This window comes from Mycobacterium cajalii, assembly GCF_045809005.2.
In the GTDB taxonomy this organism is placed as follows: domain Bacteria; phylum Actinomycetota; class Actinomycetes; order Mycobacteriales; family Mycobacteriaceae; genus Mycobacterium.
This window is the reverse complement of record NZ_CM141436.1, coordinates 1,622,622-1,636,166: the sequence shown is the minus strand read 5'-3', so window position 1 is coordinate 1,636,166 and position 13,545 is coordinate 1,622,622. Positions and strand designations below refer to the sequence as shown.

Genomic DNA, 13,545 nt, shown 5'->3' with positions numbered 1-13,545 from the left:
CCCGGCGCTGCGCAAGCAGCTCGACCTCATCCCGGCCGCCGGCGACGCGCTCGACGGCGCACTGCGGCTGGGGGCGATCCACGAGCCGCACCTGATCCGCGTGAACGCCACCTCTGAAGTTCTTGCCGCGCAAGGGCTCGACGCGCTCGCCACCGAGCAAGCCCGGCCAGGCCTGGACGACCTCGACGCGAGGCCGATCGCCGAAGTCGTCGCGCTTCTCGTTGCCGCCGAGGGCGAGGCGCACGGCGCAGTCGCGGCGGCGGTCCCCCAAATCGCTTCGGCGGCAGAGGGTATCGCTGCGCGGCTCGAGCGCGGCGGACGCCTGGTCTACGCCGGCGCCGGGACACCCGGTCGGCTCGGGGCGCTCGACGCGGCCGAGTGCGGACCGACGTTCGGCACCGACCTTGTGCGCGGCGTGCTCGCCGGCGGCCCCGCGGCGCTGACCGAGGCGCTCGAGGGCGCCGAAGACGCCTTCGAGCCCGCCGATCTCGCCGACCTGACCGCCGCCGACGCGCTCGTCGGGATCACGGCGTCGGGCCGCACGCCATATGTGCTCGGGGCGCTCCATCACGCGCGCGGGGCGGGCGCATTGACCGTCGCGATCGTCAACAACACGGGCAGCGAGGTTCCCGCCGACCTGGTGATCGAGTTGCCGACCGGGCCCGAGGTGCTCGCCGGCTCCACGCGCCTGACCGCGGGCACGGCCCAGAAGGTCGTGCTCAACGCGCTTTCGACGAGCGTGATGATCGCGCTCGGCAAGGCCTATGGACCGTGGATGGTCGACGTGCGCGCGACGAATGCGAAAGTGCGCCGCCGCGCGGTGCGGATCGTCCGCGACGCGGCCGGCGTCGACGAGGCGACCGCGACCGCCGCGCTCGCCGCCGCGGGCGGTCACGCCAAGACCGCGATCGTCGCGCTGCTCACGGGCGTCGACGCGACCGAGGCCGCCACCCGGCTCGACCGCGCGCGGGGACGCGTGCGCGAGGCGCTGGCTGGGAGCTGACGCTTCGATCGGTGCCTTTGGTCCTTCGGCTTGCATCGCTTCGGCCCTGACGATCACGGCCTGTGTGAAAGATGCTGCGGTGGGCGGATAGCCGGTCACGGAACGGACTCACATGTGGCAACCACCACGCGGCGCGGTCTTGGTAGGCGTCGACGGCTCGGCGGCGGCCCTGGGAGCTGTACGGTGGGCGGCCCGCGATGCAGCGCTGCACCGCGTGCCGCTGGTTCTGGTCCATGTCATCGACGCCGCCTTGCCGGAGTGGTTCGAGGTCGCCGCGCTGACCGACTTCGGGCAACGGCAGCAACGCCGGGCGCGCGATTTCGTCGAGTCGGCGATCAAGGTTGCCGAGGAGAGCACCGATGGGCACGGCCCGGTGCACATCGAGAGCAAGGTACTTGCTTCGGCCCCCATCCCGACGCTCGTCGGCCTCTCCGCACAGGCGGCGATGGTCGTGGTCGGCTACCGGCGGCGTGACGCGCTGGCGCGCAGCGTCCTCGGCTCGGTGAGCTCCGCGTTGGTCTACCACGCGCATTGCCCGGTCGCCGTGATCCACGACCGCGAAGCCAGGGGCGCCGCCGTCGCACGGGCGCCGGTGCTGGTGGGCATCGACGGCTCAACGGCATCGGAAGCGGCGACCGCTATCGCTTTTCAGGAGGCCTCCCGACGAGGTGTCGACCTGGTGGCTTTGCACGCGTGGATCGAGCCGTGGGCTTCCGGCTCCGGGCGGTTCCAGAACGCCCACTGGGACGCTCAGCTGTCCGAACAAGAGGCGACGCTCGCCGAACGGCTGGCGGGTTGGCAAGATCGCCACCCCGAGGTGACGATCCGTCGCAGGCTCGAAATCGGTGATCCCGCAAGCTGTCTCATCGACGCGTCCGAACAGGCGCAACTGATCGTGGTCGGCAGCCACGGCTCCGGCCGGCTCAGGGGTGCGTTGCTGGGATCGGTCGGGGCGGCGGTGGTCAGCAGCGCCAAGATCCCGGTGATCGTGGCGCGTCGTTGGTAGCACCTCAAGCGGTCGGCGCTTGACTAGACCAGGCTAAGTCCAAGCTCCTACCATCGACCGGCTCCTCGTTGCCCAGGCCGATCGTGCCGGCTTGCGACTGCTCACCGCCGACCGGGTGCTGATCGGACTGAAGAAGGAGTTCATTCTCGACGCCACGAAGTGACAATCGAACCCGTTCCAAAATTGTCGTATGGATATGCCCAAGGCGTCGATGACATCGACACTCGGCCAGGTCCGCCTGGTGGAGGAGAGCCAGAAAGGCCTGAGATGTTATCCGCGGGCGAACGGATTGCTCAGCCGTACTCCTTCGATGACCTGGCCCTCGTTGAGGTCCTCGGTCCACAAAGTGTCGCAACGCAATTCGGCGGCACTTCGGACGATCATGGCGTCCCAGAAGGAAAGCTGGTAGCGACTGGACAACATCGCCGCAGCGATCACGTCATCGGGTAGCGGCGAATGGACCCGCCATCGCATCAGGCTTTTCAGCATGTCGACCGCGACTTCGGTATCGATCGTCTTTGCGACCTTGCGTGTCGCATTGACGTAAAACTCCTGCAGAACCTGAACGCTGACTGCCCCGCGGCGCTCTCGCCACAGCCGGTCGACCAGCGCGGTGGCCCCGTCGTGCCGTTCACCGGCCGCCGCATCGTATGCGTAGAGCAAGATGTTGGTGTCGACGAACTCCATGGTCAGCGTTCGTGAACCTCTCCACGGGACCAGGTGATCGGCCCGACCTGCAGGCCGAGCCCTCCGTTCATGCGGCGACGCTCGAGTTCGGCCACTTCGTCGTAGTCGCGCACGTCGCCGACGAGTTGCTCGAGCAGCCGGGCAACCAGACTCGACACGGACATATCACGCTGCGCGGCCAGCACCTTCGCGCGGCGTACCAATTCCTCGGGCATCGACAACGTGATGTTCTTGGTCGCCACAGTGATCCAGTGTAGCACTGATTCACAGGCGGCCTCGCCGCAGTAACCGCAGGTAGTGGCGATTGGGCCAAGGGATGCGCCTGGACGCCGGGAGATATGTCGGAATTGGTAGCCCGCGTCGGCGAACATCACGAACGAATCACGGTCACGGTGCACGGACGTCTGATGGCGGTACTTCTCGCGGTCGATGACCTGGAGTCACTCGAGGAAACGATCGCAGTGCTGTCCGACCCGGCAGCGCTCCGCGCCCTTGGCGAAGCTGACGCCCAGCCGGCCCGCGGGAGGGCGTAGTCGGCGTTTTCAGCCGCGCGGATGCCTACCGTGCCAGATGAACAGCGGCACCGTTGATCAGTGGTGGAGCTGCCGGGAATCGAACCCGGGTCCTACGGCATTCCCTCAAGGCTTCTCCGTGCGCAGTTCGCTATGCCTCTACTCGGATCTCCCGGTCACGCGAACCAGCCAGGATGACGATCCCAGTCGCTGTGAGTGTCCCGTTGAGTCCCGCGACCGGACTCAACGGTGGATCCCTCTAGCTGACGCCAGGCTCCGGGTCGAGGGCTTTCCCGGTCTGACGGACTAGCTGTCGCTTAGGCAGCGAGAGCGTAGTCGCGCTGTGTTGAAACGGCGCTTATCTGTTTGCAACGACGCTTACGGTGGTCTCTTGCCTGCACCGGCACGCTTCCCTTGATTCGATGCGCGAAGTCGAAACCGTTCAGCCCCTCGTCTTCGAACATCCCCGCCGAATTCCGGCAGGACAATCAATGATACGCCCTTACCAACCGGCGACGGTGAACCTTTGTTCCCGACGCCCGCCGGTCCTAGATCACGAAGTTCAGGTTCTCGACGATGCGCTGCGCGACGTCGCTGTCACCACCGAGTTCGACGTCCTGCGCGCGGCTCGGGCACATCGGCCGCCCCCCGGCGAGCCTGGTGAACTGCAGCCCGTCCATCCGGATCGTCGCGGTCGGCTCCTGCCCGCCGAAATCGTCGACCACCTGCGCGCGGCCGTCGACGCTGACGCGGATGCTGCGGGCCAGCGGCCCGGTCAGCTCGAACAGGACGCGGGAGCCCTCGGGGGCCTTGGCGAGCTTGCCGACGACGAATCCCATGGTGCCAGCGATCTCGTCCAGGGACAGCTGTGACGCCGGCCCGTCGAGTTCGGCGTCGGACGAGGGCCGCTGCAGCGCGGCGCGGATGTCCTGCTCGTGCATCCAGCAGTCGAAGACCCGGATCCGCATGAACCGCCCGTAGCTGTCCATGCCCGCCGGCGTCGGGGTGACCGCGTTCCACTCCTCGTCGGACATGCCGGCCAGCACCGTGCGGCGGCTGCCGGTGATCTCCCGGAACCGGGCCAGCACGTCGGCGCCGCGTTCCCCGCTGAGGTGGCGCACCCAGCACTCGTTCATCGCCCCGATGTCGTTGCGGACGTGCTCGAGCGCCTTGACGTCGCAGTCGGGCTCGGGCGAGGCGATGCCGGAGAGGAACGACTCGGTGCCGATCATGTGCGCCACCAGCGCCTGCACGTCCCAGCCGGGCAGCGGGCTCACCGCCTGCCACTGCGTGTCGGGCAGCCCGTCGAGGAGCGCCCCAAGGTCGTCCCACACCGCGAAGAGCCCGGCGAGGACCTCAGACTTGTCGAGTTTGGTCACGGGTCGGTCGGCCATCCTCGGATCGTAAGCCGCTCAGCTTCCGGCCAAGCCGCCGACCCTCGCGGTCACGTCGCGGCGATCATCGCCACGGAACCCATGGCCAACACCATGCCGAGGCCCTGCCACCGCGTCACGCGCTCGCGCAGCACCAGCATCGCCAGCACGACCGTCGCCGCCGGATACAGCGAGATCAACATGCTGGCCAACGACAGCAGCCACGACCGCAGCGCCTCGAGCATGGTGACGTTGGCGAGGATGTCCAGCAGGGCCACCGCCCCCGCCAGCAGCAACGGCTTCCCACGCGGCGGCCGCAACTTCTTGCTCGTCGCGGCGAGCAGCAACACCACCACGGTCGCCGACAGGCGGGCGATGAACAGCGGCCAGAACCGGCATTCGTGGGGCGCCTGATGGAGGAACACCAGGTCCAACCCGAACGCCACGCCGGCCACCACCGTCAGCCACGCCACCTTCGGCGTGAACCGGTACGGCGTGACGCCCTCGACGGAGCCCTCGCGGCTGACGAGCATCACCGCGACCATCGCCAGCACGACACCCACGGAGGCGGTCTGCCCGGGGCGCTCCCCCCACACCACGCCGACCGCCACGGGCACCGCCGCGTTGAGCACCGCCGCCACGGGCGAGACCACCGAGATGGGACCCGATCCCAGCGCCGCGAAGAACGCCCACATTCCCAGCGCCTGGCTCAGCCCGTAGAGGACGCCCCAGAAGACCGCGCCGAAGCGGATCGGCCCACCCGCGCTGGCTGCCAGCACGCCCAGCAGCACAACCTCGATCGGGTAGGCGACCAGCATCACCCGCAGCGCCGCGACGCGGCGTGCGGCTACCCCGCCCACGAAATCGCTCACGCCGTAGGACACGGCCGAAAGCTGGGCGTACGCGGCGCCGATCAGCTCAACCCCTTGGCCCGGCGGCCCAGTTCGCGGACCACTTCGCGGTGGGCGTCACGGCGAGCCATGTCCTGGCGCTTGTCGTACGCCCGCTTGCCGCGCGCCAGTGCGAGTTCGACCTTGACCTTGCCCTCGGAGAAATACAATGACAACGGCACCAGCGCGAGATTACCATCGCGAATCTTGCCGATCAGGGTGTCGATCTGCCGACGGTGCAACAGCAACTTTCGTTTGCGGCGGGGCTCATGGTTGGTCCAGCTGCCGTGCTGGTACTCCGGGATGTGCACGTTGTGTAGCCAGACTTCGCCGTCCTCGACGAGCGCGAAGGCGTCGGCCAGCGAGGCGTGGCCCTCGCGCAGGCTCTTGACCTCTGTACCCTGCAGCGCGACCCCGGCCTCGAACAATTCGACAATCGAATAGTTATGCCGCGCTTTGCGATTGGTCGCGACGATTCGTTTGCCACCGCGCTTGTCGCCCGTCACGTTGGCCCGACCGGAGTTGTTGGCCACAGCTACTCCCGCACGTAGAGCCGCAAAGTCACGTACGCCGTCAGGCCGGACATCGACACGCCGAGCAAAAACAGCCACGGCGCGATGTAGAGGATGTCGGCGTAGTCCACCCGGGCGATCAAGTTTGCTTGGTAGAACTGGTTGAGGGCACTGTCCAGGAACCACGCGCGCACCAGGATCAGGCCGGCGATTGCTATCGCGACCCCGACGGTGGCGGCGAACATCGCCTCGACCAGGAACGGCAGCTGGGTGTACCAGCGGCTGGCCCCGACCAGCCGCATGATCCCGATCTCGGTGCGCCGCGTGTACGCAGCGACCTGGACCATGTTGGCGATCAACAGGACGGCCCCGACCGCCTGGACCAGCGCGATGGCGAAGGCGGCATTGCTCAGGCCGTCCAGGACCGCGAACAGCCGGTCGATCAGATCCTTCTGGTTGAGCACCGACAGCACCCCGGGCTGGCCCTGCATGGCCATGTCGAAGTCCTTGTGCTGCTCGGGGTTGTTCAGCTTGACGATGAACGACGCCGGGAACGAGTCCTTGCCGGCGACCTCCTTGTATTGCGGGAACTTCCGGATGGCGTCCTCGTAGGCGTCCTTGCGGTTGAGGAACCGCACCGACTTGACGTCGTTGCGCGCCTCGATGCGCTCCCGCAGCGCCTTGCAGGGGTCGGCGTCGCAGGCCGGGTCGTTGGCGGAGACGTCCTCGGTGAGGAAGACCTGGGTCTCGACGCGGTCGAGGTAGATGGCCCGGGAGTTGTCGGCCAACCGGACCACCAGCAGACCGCCGCCGAACAGGCCGATCGAGATCGCCGTCGTCAGGATCATCGCAACGGTCATGGTGATGTTGCGACGAAGACCGGTCAGGACCTCGTTGAGCAGGAAGCCGAAGCGCACTTAGCGATCCATCCCGTAGACGCCGCGCTGTTCGTCGCGAACCAGCCTGCCCAACGACAACTCGACGACCCGCTGCCGCATCGAGTCGACGATGTGGTGGTCGTGAGTGGCCATCAGCACCGTGGTGCCGGTCCGGTTGATCCGCTCGAGCAGATCCATGATGTCGTTGCTGGTGTCGGGGTCGAGGTTGCCGGTGGGCTCGTCGGCCAGCAGCAGCAGGGGCCGGTTGACGAACGCGCGGGCGATCGCGACGCGTTGCTGCTCGCCGCCCGACAGCTCGTGCGGCAGCCGGTTGGCTTTGCCGGACAGGCCGACCGTCTCGAGCACCTCGGGCACCACCCGGTTGATGGCGTCGGTGCGTTTGCCGATGACCTCCAGGGCGAAGGCCACGTTGTCGTACACCGTCTTCTGCTGCAGCAGGCGGAAGTCCTGGAACACGCAGCCGATCACCTGGCGCAGCTTGGGTATGTGGCGGCCGGGGAGCTTGTTGACGTGGAACTTCGACACCCGCACGTCACCGGCGCTCGGTGACTCCGCGCCCAACAGCAGGCGCATGAACGTCGACTTGCCCGAACCCGACGGTCCGATCAGAAAGACGAATTCACCCTTGTCGATCTTGACGTTCACGTCCTCCAGCGCCGGCCGCGCCGACGCTTTGTACTTCTTGCTGACATGGTCCAGGGTGATCATCACGGCACGCCAGTGTAGCCGCGGCTTTCGCCGGTGGGCGAAGTCAACTGGCCGGTGGTGCCGGAGTGGGCGCCGGGCCGGGGCCCGGCACCGGCGGTGGTGTGGTCGGGGTGGTGCTGGGCGGGCAGAAGGGCGGCGGGAGCAGGCACGGCAGCTGCGGCGGCACGAACGGCGGCGGCGCGGTGGTCGTGGTCGTGACGGGCGGCGGCTCGGTCGTGGTCGTCGGGACCGGCGGCACGGTCGTGGTCGGGGTGTACCTGACGGTGGGGGGCGGCTGCACCCGGGTCCGCGGCACCCAGGTGTAGTTCGGGTCGGGCACGAAGCCCGGCGGCACCACCGCCGGGGCCGGCGGTTTGGGGGGCGGCTGCGGGTGGTAGGTGTCGTAGACCCACCACACCGCCAGGAACGCCACGATCAGCACCAGCGTCGACGTGCGGATCCGGCCGCCGAACAGATAACCCGGCCAGCGTCGTTCCTGCTCCGCGCCGTGCTTCTCGAGGACGTTGAGGGTGACTTTCATCGGCGCTGCACCGCATCCGTGGTCGTGTCACCGGCGTCGGTGGACGTGTCGCCGGCGGCCTCCGCTTTGTCGCGGGCGGCCTTGGCGGCCGGTGCCGCGGGGTCGTCCTCGACCAGGCCCACCGTCGCGTCGGCCGCGGTGACGATGCCGACGCGGGCCAGCGCCCGGATGACCAGCACCCGCAACTGCCGGCCCACCTCGAACTGCTTGCCGGGCAGCGTGCGGGCCACCATGCGCAGGGTGACGGTGTCGACCTGAATGCTTTCCACCCCCATCACGGTGGGCGCGTCCAGCAGCAGATCCTTGAGCACCGGGTTGTCCATCGCGCGTTCGCATTCCTGGTGCAGCACGTCGTTGACCCGGTTGAGGTCGGCGTTGATGGACACCGGAATGTCCACCACCGCGCGCGCCCAGTCCTTGGACAGGTTGACCACCTTGACGATCTGGCCGTTGGGGATGGTCAACACCTCACCGTCGGCCGAGCGCAGTCGGGTCACCCGCAGGGTCACGTTCTCGACCGTGCCGCTGGCCTCCGTCGAGGCCACCACGGTCAGGGTGACCAGGTCGCCGAAGCCGTACTGCTTCTCGACGATGATGAAGAAGCCGCTCAGCAGGTCCCTGACCAGCTGCTGGGCGCCGAAGCCCAGCGCGGCGCCCACCACGGTGGCCGGCGCGATCAGGCCACCCACTGAGAACCGCAGCACGTCGGCGATCTGCAGCATCACCCAGACGCCGATGATGACGATCGACACCCACGAGATCACCGAGGCCACGGCCTGCCGGTGCTTGGTGGCCTCCGAGCGCACCAGCGCGTCGCTCTCGGCGAACCCGATGTCCAGCTGCCGGGTCACCTGTTGGGCCACCCAGTTGACGAAGCGGGCCGCCAGCACCGCCGCGATCAGCACCATGACGACCCGCAGGCCACGGGTGATGATCCATTCGCCGATCTCGCCGCGCCAGAAGTCGTGCCAGCGCTGGGTGGCGGAGGCCGCCGACACCCGGGCCGCGGCGAGGACGGTGGGGTTAGTCGTCATCTCTTCGGTTGCGCCACCGAATCCCCGCTTCCAGGAACCCGTCGATGTCTCCGTCCAGGACCGCCGCGGGATTGCCCACCTCGTACTCGGTGCGCAGATCCTTGACCATCTGATACGGGTGGAGCACATAGGAGCGCATCTGGTTACCCCAGGAGCTGCCGCCCTCGCCTTTCAGGGCGTCCATCTCGGCGCGCTCCTCGGAGCGCTTGCGCTCCAGCAGCTTCGCCTGCAGCACCCGCATCGCCGACACCTTGTTCTGCAGCTGGGACTTCTCGTTCTGGCACGTCACGACGATCCCCGTGGGAATGTGGGTCAAACGCACCGCCGAGTCGGTGGTGTTCACCGACTGCCCGCCGGGCCCGCTGGAACGGTAGACGTCCACGCGGACATCGCCCTCGGGGATGTCGATGTGGTCGGTGGTGTCCACGACGGGGAGCACCTCGACCTCGGCGAACGACGTCTGGCGCCGGCTCTGGTTGTCGAACGGGCTGATCCGGACCAGCCGATGGGTGCCCTGCTCCACCGACAACGTGCCGTAGGCGAACGGCGCGTGCACGGCGAAGGTGGCGCTTTTGATGCCCGCCTCCTCGGCGTAGGAGATGTCGAACACCTCGACCGGGTACTTGTGCTGCTCGGCCCACCGGATGTACATGCGCATCAGCATCTCGGCCCAGTCGGCGGCGTCGACCCCACCCGCGCCGGAGCGGATGGTGACCAGCGCCTCCCGCTCGTCGTACTCGCCGGACAACAGGGTGCGCACCTCGGTGGCTTCGATGTCGGCGCGCAGCGCCGCGAGCTCGGCGTCGGCCTCGGCCAGCGTGTCGGCCCCGGCCCCGCCTTCCTCCTCGGCCGCCAGCTCGTAGAGCACGGGCAAATCGTCGAGGCGCCGCCGCAACTCCTCGATGCGGCGCAGCTCGCCCTGGGCGTGCGAGAGCTCGCTGGTCACCCGCTGGGCCCGGGTCTGGTCGTCCCACAGCTGCGGGTCGGACGCCTCGTGCTCGAGCTTCTCGATGCGGGTGCGCAGACCATCCACATCGAGCACCCGCTCCACCGTGGTCAGGGTGGAGTCGAGGGCGGCGATGTCGGCTTGACGGTCGGGTTCCACAGCCGACCACGTTACCGGCGCAGTGGCCCGCGGCGAATGCTCAGGTCGCCGTCCGCGAGCTGACGTTTAGCATCGAGGTACCGCTCCGTTGCACCCTCCGACCGCGCAAAGGCTTGAGCATGCGTACGCCCCACCCGTATCACATAGCCATCGTCGGCTCCGGACCGTCGGGATTCTTCGCCGCGGCCTCCCTGCTCAAGGCGGCCGACGCGTCGGAGGATTTCGACATCTACGTCGACATGCTGGAGATGCTGCCGACCCCGTGGGGACTGGTCCGGTCGGGGGTGGCGCCCGATCACCCGAAGATCAAGTCGATCAGCAAGCAATTCGAGAAGACCGCCGAAGACCCGCGCTTCCGGTTCTTCGGCAACGTGATGGTGGGCGAACACGTCTCGGCGGGCGAGCTCGCCGAGCGCTACGACGCCGTCGTCTACGCCGTCGGGGCCCAGTCGGACCGGGCGCTGCACATTCCCGGCGAAGACCTGCAGGGCAGCGTCGCCGCCGTCGACTTCGTGGGCTGGTACAACGCCCATCCCAACTTCGCGCGGATGACGCCCGACCTGTCGGGCGCACGGGCCGTCGTCATCGGCAACGGCAACGTCGCACTCGACGTCGCCCGCATCCTGATCACCGACCCGGAAGTGCTGGCGCGCACCGACATCGCCGACCACGCGCTGGAGACGCTGCGGCCCTGCGGTGTGCAGGAAGTCGTCCTGGTGGGCCGGCGCGGCCCCCTGCAGGCCGCGTTCACCACGCTGGAGCTGCGCGAGCTCGCCGACCTCGAGGGGGTGGACGTGATCGTCGACCCCGCCCAGCTGGAAGGCATCACCGACGAGGACGCGGCCGCGGCGGGCAAGACCGCCAAGCAGAACATCAAGGTGCTGCGCGACTATGCCGTCCGCGAACCCCGTCCGGGGCACCGGCGCATGGTGTTCCGGTTCCTGACCTCGCCGATCGAGATCAAGGGCGACGGCAAGGTGGAAAGCATCGTGCTCGGCCGCAACGAACTGGTCACCGACGCCGGCGGGCGGGTGACGGCGCAGGACACCGGTGAGCGCGAGGAGCTGCCGGCCCAGTTGGTGGTGCGGTCGGTCGGCTACCGCGGTGTGCCGATCCCGGGGCTGCCGTTCGACGAGCGGACCGGGACCATCCCCCACACCGACGGCCGGATAGCGGGCAGCCGCAACGAATACGTCGTCGGTTGGATCAAGCGGGGGCCGAGCGGTGTCATCGGCACCAACAAAAAGGACTCCCAGGACACCGTCGACACCCTGATCGCCGACCTGACCGGCGTCGGCTCGGACGTGCCGGCCGGGCGCGGAGCCGCCCGTGCCGACGAACTGGCCGAGTGGCTGGCCTCGCGCCAGCCCAAGCTGGTCACCGCCGACCACTGGCAACTCATCGACCGCTACGAGCGCGCCGCCGGCGAGGCGCAGGGACGGCCCCGCGTCAAACTGCCCGACCTGGCGGAGCTGCTGCGCATCGGCCACGGTTAGTCAGCCCCCTGTCCCTGTCGGTGACGCCTCGTAGGCGTGAAAATGGGTTCGGGTCGCCTGTCGACGCCGACGCTTCCTTGGGCTGTGGAGCCCGTTAGTCAGCCTGGTGCCGGGGCCCGACCTGGAAGGGTCACGCACTGTTGCTTCGAGCACGCCGGTCAGAATTTCGGTTCCCTTGACCGAGGCCCCCAGGCGGCCCACCCGATGGATTGGTACGGATTCGGATGGAGGGCAAGCGAAATGGTCAGTGGACGGAAACGTAGGCCGGCGCCGGTCGATAGGGCGGCGCCGGAGGTAATTCCTGACGCCGAGTATGAGTTGGTTATCGAGCGGGTCGCCGCGGTCGATGTGGCCAAGGCGACCGGGAAGGTGTGCGTGCGATTGCCCGGCAAGTCTGGGCGCCGGTTTAGCCGGGTGTGGGACGTTCCCGCGCGTACCGGGGCCATTACCGAGCTGGGTGAGCAGTTGGTTGACCTCGGGGTGGAGAAGATCACCGTGGAGTCGACCTCGGATTATTGGCGGATCTGGTATTACCTGCTGGAGGCTGCGGGCCTGTCGGTGCAGCTGGTCAATGCCCGGGATGTGAAGAATGTGCCGGGCCGGCCGAAGACGGACAAACTCGACGCTGTCTGGTTGGCCAAGTTGACCGAGAAGGGCCTGCTGCGGCCGTCGTTTGTGCCCCCGGCCAAGATCCGGCGGTTGCGCGACTACACCCGGCTGCGCGAGGATCTGACCCGCGAACGCAGCCGTTACTGGCAGCGGCTGGAAAAGTTGCTCGAGGATGCGTTGATCAAGGTGTCGGTCGTGGCGTCGCGGCTTGACACGATGTCGACGCGGGACATGATCGAGGCGCTCATCGCCGGGGAACGCGATGCGCGGCGGTTGGCCGAGCTGGCTCGCGGGCGGATGAGGGCCAAGCGCTCGGAACTGATGACCGCACTCGACGGGCGCTTTGATGACCATCACGCCGAGCTGGCCCGGATGCTGTTGGCCCAGATCGATGCGCTCAGCACCCAGATCAACACCCTCACCGGCCGGATCGAGGACCTGATCGCCGAGTTGCCCGAGACCGCCCCGGTCGATCACGGTGGCGGCGACGACACCACCGCACCCAACCCAGGTGACCGATCCGATACCGGGCCGCTGCCAGATCGAGGTGCAGCCGGATTCACCGGCGGCACGCCGACTCGGGTGGATCCCGCCGTTGAGGCCGAGTGCGAGCGCCTGAGTGTCCTCGAGCGTCTCGACGAGATCACCGGCGTCGGTGAACACAACGCGCAAGTGATCATCGCCGAGATCGGGCTGGACATGACCCGTTTTCCCACCCCGGGCCATCTCGTGGCGTGGGCGAAGCTGTGCCCGCGCACCATCCAATCCGGGCCCGTCACCCGGGGCGGCCGCACCGGCAAGGGCAACCCGTACCTCAAGGGCGCGCTCGGGCAAGCCGCTGCCGCGGCCGCCCGCACCGACACCTTCCTCGGCCAGCGCTACCGCCGCATCGTCAAACGCCGCGGCAAGCTCAAAGCCCTGGTCGCGGTCGCCCGCTCCATCCTGGTCATCGTCTGGCATCTGCTGGCCGACCCGCTCGCGCGTTTTCATGACCTCGGGCCCGACTACCACACACTGCGCATCAACGTCGAACGCCGCATGCGTAACCACATCGCCCAACTCACCGCCCTCGGCTATCGGGTCACCCTCGAACCCGCCGCCTGAACCCCTAACCACGCACCACCCAAACGTAATCCGGCTCCGCAAGCTCCGCCGGAAGCTGTCGCGCGTCTGGTCACCTTGGATCATTTA

At 68.1% G+C, this 13,545-nt stretch carries 15 protein-coding genes and 1 other RNA gene; 5 read left to right on the top strand and 11 right to left on the bottom strand.

The window, feature by feature from the left end; genetic code table 11:
* The first annotated feature begins 100 nt into the window (after positions 1-100).
* Both ACJ512_RS07795 and ACJ512_RS07790 read left to right on the top strand, forming a co-directional pair.
* On the top strand, positions 101-1,003 hold the full coding sequence (locus tag ACJ512_RS07795; RefSeq protein ID WP_407689109.1) for an N-acetylmuramic acid 6-phosphate etherase: 903 nt from the start codon (positions 101-103) through the stop codon (positions 1,001-1,003).
* Positions 1,004-1,115: 112 nt separating this feature from the next.
* Entirely contained in the window at positions 1,116-2,009 is an 894-nt protein-coding gene (locus ACJ512_RS07790; RefSeq protein WP_407689098.1) for a universal stress protein, read from the top strand.
* Between the two features lie 270 nt (positions 2,010-2,279).
* Here the strand turns inward: ACJ512_RS07790 and ACJ512_RS07785 are convergent, their stop codons facing one another.
* Both ACJ512_RS07785 and ACJ512_RS07780 read right to left on the bottom strand, forming a co-directional pair.
* Entirely contained in the window at positions 2,280-2,696 is a 417-nt protein-coding gene (locus ACJ512_RS07785) for a PIN domain-containing protein (RefSeq protein ID WP_407689099.1), read from the bottom strand.
* A gap of 2 nt (positions 2,697-2,698) precedes the next feature.
* A complete protein-coding gene (locus tag ACJ512_RS07780) occupies positions 2,699-2,938 on the bottom strand; it encodes a DUF6364 family protein (RefSeq protein WP_407689100.1) in 240 nt (79 codons plus the stop codon).
* 96 nt (positions 2,939-3,034) lie between these two features.
* Here ACJ512_RS07780 and ACJ512_RS07775 point away from each other — a divergent pair, with 96 nt between their 5' ends.
* A complete protein-coding gene (locus ACJ512_RS07775; RefSeq protein ID WP_407689101.1) occupies positions 3,035-3,229 on the top strand; it encodes a type II toxin-antitoxin system Phd/YefM family antitoxin in 195 nt (64 codons plus the stop codon).
* Positions 3,230-3,290: 61 nt separating this feature from the next.
* Here ACJ512_RS07775 and ssrA read toward each other — a convergent pair.
* From ssrA to prfB, 9 genes are all read right to left on the bottom strand, one after another.
* Positions 3,291-3,658: a transfer-messenger RNA gene (ssrA, locus tag ACJ512_RS07770) on the bottom strand.
* Between the two features lie 98 nt (positions 3,659-3,756).
* A complete protein-coding gene (locus ACJ512_RS07765) occupies positions 3,757-4,602 on the bottom strand; it encodes a maleylpyruvate isomerase family mycothiol-dependent enzyme (protein WP_407689102.1) in 846 nt (281 codons plus the stop codon).
* A gap of 50 nt (positions 4,603-4,652) precedes the next feature.
* Positions 4,653-5,402 (bottom strand): EamA family transporter, encoded by a 750-nt coding sequence (locus tag ACJ512_RS07760; RefSeq protein ID WP_407689110.1) that lies wholly within the window; start codon positions 5,400-5,402, stop codon positions 4,653-4,655.
* A 92-nt stretch (positions 5,403-5,494) separates the two neighbouring features.
* Positions 5,495-6,004: an SsrA-binding protein SmpB gene (smpB, locus tag ACJ512_RS07755; protein ID WP_407689103.1), complete on the bottom strand. Its 510-nt coding sequence runs from the start codon at positions 6,002-6,004 to the stop codon at positions 5,495-5,497.
* A 2-nt stretch (positions 6,005-6,006) separates the two neighbouring features.
* Positions 6,007-6,900 (bottom strand): permease-like cell division protein FtsX, encoded by an 894-nt coding sequence (gene ftsX / locus ACJ512_RS07750; RefSeq protein WP_407689104.1) that lies wholly within the window; start codon positions 6,898-6,900, stop codon positions 6,007-6,009.
* Complete coding sequence (ftsE, locus tag ACJ512_RS07745; RefSeq protein WP_407689111.1) at positions 6,901-7,590, bottom strand: cell division ATP-binding protein FtsE; 690 nt, start codon at positions 7,588-7,590, stop codon at positions 6,901-6,903. It abuts the gene before it with no gap.
* A 43-nt stretch (positions 7,591-7,633) separates the two neighbouring features.
* Positions 7,634-8,110: a hypothetical protein gene (locus ACJ512_RS07740; RefSeq protein ID WP_407689105.1), complete on the bottom strand. Its 477-nt coding sequence runs from the start codon at positions 8,108-8,110 to the stop codon at positions 7,634-7,636.
* Positions 8,107-9,144 (bottom strand): mechanosensitive ion channel family protein, encoded by a 1,038-nt coding sequence (locus tag ACJ512_RS07735; protein WP_407689106.1) that lies wholly within the window; start codon positions 9,142-9,144, stop codon positions 8,107-8,109. The genes ACJ512_RS07740 and ACJ512_RS07735 overlap by 4 nt, the downstream gene beginning before the upstream one ends.
* Positions 9,134-10,249 carry a peptide chain release factor 2 gene (prfB, locus tag ACJ512_RS07730; protein ID WP_407689107.1) on the bottom strand — a complete coding sequence of 372 codons (1,116 nt, stop codon included), beginning with the start codon at positions 10,247-10,249 and terminating at the stop codon, positions 9,134-9,136. The genes ACJ512_RS07735 and prfB overlap by 11 nt, the downstream gene beginning before the upstream one ends.
* Positions 10,250-10,368: 119 nt before the next feature.
* Between prfB and ACJ512_RS07725 the strand changes: the two genes are divergently transcribed.
* Both ACJ512_RS07725 and ACJ512_RS07720 read left to right on the top strand, forming a co-directional pair.
* Positions 10,369-11,745 carry an FAD-dependent oxidoreductase gene (locus ACJ512_RS07725; protein ID WP_407689108.1) on the top strand — a complete coding sequence of 459 codons (1,377 nt, stop codon included), beginning with the start codon at positions 10,369-10,371 and terminating at the stop codon, positions 11,743-11,745.
* A 240-nt stretch (positions 11,746-11,985) separates the two neighbouring features.
* Positions 11,986-13,458, top strand: coding sequence for an IS110 family RNA-guided transposase (locus tag ACJ512_RS07720; RefSeq protein ID WP_461480019.1), 1,473 nt, complete (start codon positions 11,986-11,988; stop codon positions 13,456-13,458).
* Positions 13,459-13,545 lie beyond the last annotated feature (87 nt).

Excerpts from the sequence above, each read along its gene's own strand:
- ACJ512_RS07790 (WP_407689098.1), top strand. The coding sequence starts at position 1,116 with ATGTGGCAACCACCACGCGGCGCGGTCTTGGTAGGCGTCGACGGCTCG.
- ACJ512_RS07785 (WP_407689099.1), bottom strand. The coding sequence starts at position 2,696 with ATGGAGTTCGTCGACACCAACATCTTGCTCTACGCATACGATGCGGCG.
- ACJ512_RS07775 (WP_407689101.1), top strand. The coding sequence starts at position 3,035 with ATGTCGGAATTGGTAGCCCGCGTCGGCGAACATCACGAACGAATCACG.
- ACJ512_RS07765 (WP_407689102.1), bottom strand. The coding sequence starts at position 4,602 with ATGGCCGACCGACCCGTGACCAAACTCGACAAGTCTGAGGTCCTCGCC.
- ftsE (WP_407689111.1), bottom strand. The coding sequence starts at position 7,590 with ATGATCACCCTGGACCATGTCAGCAAGAAGTACAAAGCGTCGGCGCGG.
- ACJ512_RS07740 (WP_407689105.1), bottom strand. The coding sequence starts at position 8,110 with ATGAAAGTCACCCTCAACGTCCTCGAGAAGCACGGCGCGGAGCAGGAA.
- ACJ512_RS07735 (WP_407689106.1), bottom strand. The coding sequence starts at position 9,144 with ATGACGACTAACCCCACCGTCCTCGCCGCGGCCCGGGTGTCGGCGGCC.
- ACJ512_RS07725 (WP_407689108.1), top strand. The coding sequence starts at position 10,369 with ATGCGTACGCCCCACCCGTATCACATAGCCATCGTCGGCTCCGGACCG.
- ACJ512_RS07720 (WP_461480019.1), top strand. The coding sequence starts at position 11,986 with ATGGTCAGTGGACGGAAACGTAGGCCGGCGCCGGTCGATAGGGCGGCG.